This is a genomic window from Mesorhizobium sp. M1E.F.Ca.ET.063.01.1.1 (assembly GCF_003998155.1).
Lineage (GTDB): Bacteria > Pseudomonadota > Alphaproteobacteria > Rhizobiales > Rhizobiaceae > Mesorhizobium.
In genome coordinates this window covers 1-3,038 of record NZ_RZSC01000702.1, presented here as the reverse complement: position 1 = coordinate 3,038, position 3,038 = coordinate 1, and the positions used below count along the sequence as shown (strand labels likewise).

At 64.0% G+C, this 3,038-nt stretch carries 3 protein-coding genes; all 3 read left to right on the top strand.

All coding sequences use genetic code 11. The features are described 5' to 3' along the window. A partial coding sequence (locus tag EOA29_RS30870; protein ID WP_189479036.1) for a hydantoinase B/oxoprolinase family protein occupies positions 1 to 1,209 on the top strand: 1,209 nt, incomplete at its 5' end. Between the two features lie 179 nt (positions 1,210 to 1,388). Next, positions 1,389 to 2,636, top strand: coding sequence for a DUF3419 family protein (locus EOA29_RS30865; protein ID WP_126093073.1), 1,248 nt, complete (start codon positions 1,389 to 1,391; stop codon positions 2,634 to 2,636). Continuing rightward, positions 2,633 to 3,038 (top strand): class I SAM-dependent methyltransferase (locus EOA29_RS30860; protein WP_145969890.1); only part of this gene is annotated, 406 nt, incomplete at its 3' end. The genes EOA29_RS30865 and EOA29_RS30860, both read left to right, overlap by 4 nt.

The window sequence follows — 3,038 nt, the reverse complement described above, 5'->3', positions numbered from 1 at the left end:
ATCCTGTTCTGGGCGGCCTCGCGCGGCCACCACGCCGATGTCGGCGGCACGGCGCCCGGCTCGATGACGCCTTTGGCCACCACCGTCGATGAGGAGGGGGTGCTGTTCGACAATTTCCGCATCGTCGATCGCGGCCGCTTCCGCGAGAAGGAGCTCGAGGCGCTCCTCACCGATCATCCCTACCCTGCCCGCAATCCCGCCCAGAACATCGCCGACCTCAAGGCGCAGATCGCCGCCAACGAAAAGGGCGTGGCGGAGCTGCGCAAGATGGTCGCGCATTTCGGCCTCGATGTCGTCGAGGCCTATATGGGCCATGTCCAGGACAATGCCGCAGAGAGCGTGCGCCGCGTGCTGGAACGACTGCCCGACACCTCGGTCTACGAATACCCGACCGATACCGGCCAGGTGATCAAGGTCAGCATCGCCGTCGAGCGCGACAAGCGCGAGGCGACGGTCGACTTCACCGGCACGTCGCCGGTCATGAAGAACAATTTCAACGCGCCGGAACCAGTCGCCCGCGCCGCCGTGCTCTACGCCTTCCGCGTCATGGTCGAGGACATGATTCCGATGAACGCAGGCTGCCTGAGGCCGATCAACATCGTCATTCCCGACGGCTGCATGCTCAAACCGTCCTACCCCGCCGCCGTGGTTGCCGGCAATGTCGAGACATCGCAGCACGTCACCAACGCGCTCTTCGGCGCCATGGGCGCGATGGCCAATGCGCAAGGCACGATGAACAATCTCACCTTCGGCAACCACCAGTACCAATATTACGAGACGATCTGCTCAGGCTCGCCGGCCGGGCGCATGAATTCGGGCCGCGGCTTTGCCGGCACCTCCGGCGTCCACACCCACATGACCAATTCGCGGCTTACCGATCCCGAGGTGCTGGAACTGCGCTTCCCGGTGGTGCTCGAGGACTTCCACATCCGCGAAGGCTCGGGCGGCAAGGGCAAATGGAACGCCGGCGACGGCACCAAGCGCACCATCCGCTTCCTGGAAAGGATGGAATGCGCCATCCTGTCCTCGCACCGCAACCGGCCGCCCCAGGGTCTGGATGGCGGCGGCGATGGCGAGGCAGGCTCGACCAAAATCAGGCGCAACGATGGATCGATCGACGTGCTGAAGGCATGCGACCAGACGACGCTCGATGCCGGCGAGGCCGTCATCGTCACCACGCCGACGCCCGGCGGGTTCGGCAAGGCCTGATGCATGTCGCCCAAAAGTGTGCAGCGGTTTTGGAAAAACGACATGCATGAAAACAATGACTAAGGCGCGTCGCCCGAGTCAGGTCCAGCACGACGCGCTTTAACGTCAACAGCCTGTCACCCGCCTGTCACAACGCTGCGCTACCCGCTTGCGCCAACGCAACTGGGAATCACCTTGCCATGACGGATGTTTCCGGAGAACTCGTTTATCGCCGTGGCAAGGAAGTTGGAAAAGCGGTCTATCAGAACCGCGCCCTGTCGAAGGACGGCATTTCCGAGCGGCTTTTTGCTTTCCTGTTTTCCGGCCTCGTCTACCCGCAGATCTGGGAAGACCCGGATGTCGACATGGACGCCATGCAGCTCGGCGCCGGGCATCGCGTCGTCACGATCGCGTCAGGCGGCTGCAACATTCTGGCCTATCTCACCCGCTCGCCGGCCCGCGTCGATGCCGTCGACCTCAACGCCGCGCATATCGCGCTGAACCGCATGAAGCTGGAAGCGGTTCGCCATCTGCCGTCGCAGGGCGACCTGTTCCGCTTCTTCGGCGCCGCCGACACCAGCCACAATTCGGAAGCCTATGACCGCTTCATCGCGCCGCATCTCGATCCGGTCAGCCGCCACTACTGGGAGCGCAGGAACTGGCGCGGCCGCCGCCGCATCGGCGTCTTCGACCGCAACTTCTATCAGACCGGCCTGCTCGGCCTCTTCATCGCCATGGGCCATCGCGTCGCAAAACTGTTCGGTGTCGATCCGGCCGGCATCATGAAGGCCGAGAACATCGGCGAACAGCGTCGCTTCTTCAACGAGGAGCTGGCGCCGGTCTTCGACAAGAAGCTTTTGCGTTGGGCGACTTCGCGCAAGGCTTCGCTGTTCGGCCTCGGCATCCCGCCGGCCCAGTACGATTCGCTGATCACCTCCGGTGACGGCTCGATGGCGAGCGTCTTGAAGGCGCGGCTGGAAAAGCTCGCCTGCGATTTCCCGCTGAAGAACAACTATTTCGCCTGGCAGGCCTTTGCCCGCCGCTACCCGGAGCCGGGCGAGGCAGCCCTGCCTGCCTATCTGGAACAGCGCAACTATAAGACGATCCGCGCCAACATCGATCGCGTTGGCATCCACCACGCCAACCTGGTCAAGTTCCTCGCCGCCAAGGATGCGGGTTCTGTCGACCGCTTTGTCCTGCTCGACGCGCAGGACTGGATGACCGACGATCAGCTCAACGCGCTGTGGACCGAGATCACCCGTACTGCTTCGGTCGGTGCCCGCGTCATCTTCCGCACCGCCGCCGAGCCCAGCCTGTTGCCGGGCCGCGTCTCCAACTCGCTGCTCGACCAGTGGCACTATGAGAACGAGGCCTCGCGCGAATTTTCCGCCAAGGACCGCTCGGCCATCTATGGCGGCTTCCATCTTTATGTGAAGCGCGCCGCATGAGCACGACGGAGCTGCCGGCCAGCCATGCCGAACTGATGGATGGCGTCTATCGCTGGCAGCGCCATATCTACGACTTCACCCGCAAATACTACCTGCTCGGCCGCGACCGGCTGATTGCGGGGCTCGACGTGCCGCAAGGCGGCACAGTGCTCGAGCTCGGCTGCGGCACCGGCCGCAACATCGTGCTTGCCGCCCGCCGCTATCCGGACGCCCACTTCTTCGGCCTCGATATCTCCGCCGAGATGCTGGAGACGGCGAACGCAGCGATGGCTCGCGAAGGTCTCGCGGCCCGCGTCACTCTCGCGCGAGGCGACGCCACCGACTTCGACGCCAAAGCGCTCTTCGGCACGGCGCGGTTTGACCGCGTCTTCGTGTCCTATTCGCTGTCGATGATCCCTGGTT

Coding starts and splice junctions, on each gene's coding strand:
- EOA29_RS30865 (WP_126093073.1), top strand. CDS start 1,389: ATGACGGATGTTTCCGGAGAACTCGTTTATCGCCGTGGCAAGGAAGTT.